The organism is Acinetobacter sp. 228, from assembly GCF_048147885.1.
Window position 1 is genome coordinate 1 of record NZ_JAYWYV010000501.1, and the last position, 1,114, is coordinate 1,114.

At 41.5% G+C, this 1,114-nt stretch carries 2 protein-coding genes; both read right to left on the minus strand.

The genetic code is table 11. The features are described from left to right. Nucleotides 1–329 (minus strand): GNAT family acetyltransferase (locus tag VXQ92_RS20215; RefSeq protein WP_416682988.1); only part of this gene is annotated, 329 nt, incomplete at its 3' end. A gap of 130 nt (nt 330–459) precedes the next feature. Next, the coding region (locus VXQ92_RS20220) for an acetyl-CoA hydrolase/transferase C-terminal domain-containing protein (protein ID WP_416682989.1) at nt 460–1,114 on the minus strand (655 nt) is incomplete at its 5' end.

Here is a 1,114-nt window from a genome sequence, read left to right on the forward strand (position 1 = left end):
TTACGCACTAATAATTGTAATTTGGGACAGCTGCGCGCCATAAGCCGCTTCTCAAGCTGTTGAACAAGCGCTGTGGCTATTCCTAGGCGTTGTTGGTGGGGGTGAACAGCCAGATAATTAATCCAGCCTCTATGGCCGTCGTAGCCGCCCATAAGCGTGCCAATCAGTTGCTCATCTTTAATAGCAACGAGGAATAAATCGTCCTGTTGCGAAACTTTCCTGAAAATATCCGTTTCAGGGTTATTCCAAGGGCGAGTTAGGCCACAGCTTTCCCATAGATTGACCACATCATCCAGATCTGCATTTGTAAATTGGCGAATAATGAACATATGGATTTCTACTTTTTGTTTTGATGTATTGAAAAGATAAAATAAAAATTCGAACTTGAGCAGTAGTTTGTGAATAATTTACACAAATAAAAAAGCACCCCCCTAGGAGTGCTTAAATTAAAAGTATGACTTAAGCTGATTTTGCAACTGGTATTGGTTGAAGCATTTGGCCTGTTTCTTCGAAGTTTGCATGCCAAGACAATGCTTCACGAAGTAAGTGAGGTGTATGTCCGCCTTTAGCACATGCACGATCAAAGTAGTCATTTAATGCATCACGGTAAAGCGGGTGTACGCAGTTGTCGATAATAGCGCGAGCGCGTTCACGAGGTGCTAAACCACGTAAGTCTGCTAAACCTTGCTCTGTCACTAAAATATCAACGTCGTGTTCACTGTGGTCAACGTGGCTCACCATTGGCACGATAGAAGAAATATCTCCGCCTTTAGCAATAGATTTGGTTACAAAGATTGCCAAGTGCGCATTACGAGCGAAGTCACCTGAACCACCAATACCGTTCATCATTTTAGTACCGCACACGTGAGTTGAGTTCACGTTACCGTAAATATCAAACTCAAGTGCAGTATTAATACCGATAATACCTAAACGACGTACAAGCTCAGGGTGATTAGAAATTTCTTGTGGACGAAGCACTAATTTGTCTTTGTAAGCTTCGATATTGCCAAAAACTTTTTCACCGCATTTTGCTGAAAGCGTAATTGAACTACCAGAAGCAAATTTCATTTTGCCTGCATCAATTAATTCAAAAGTACAGTCTTGTAGTACTTCT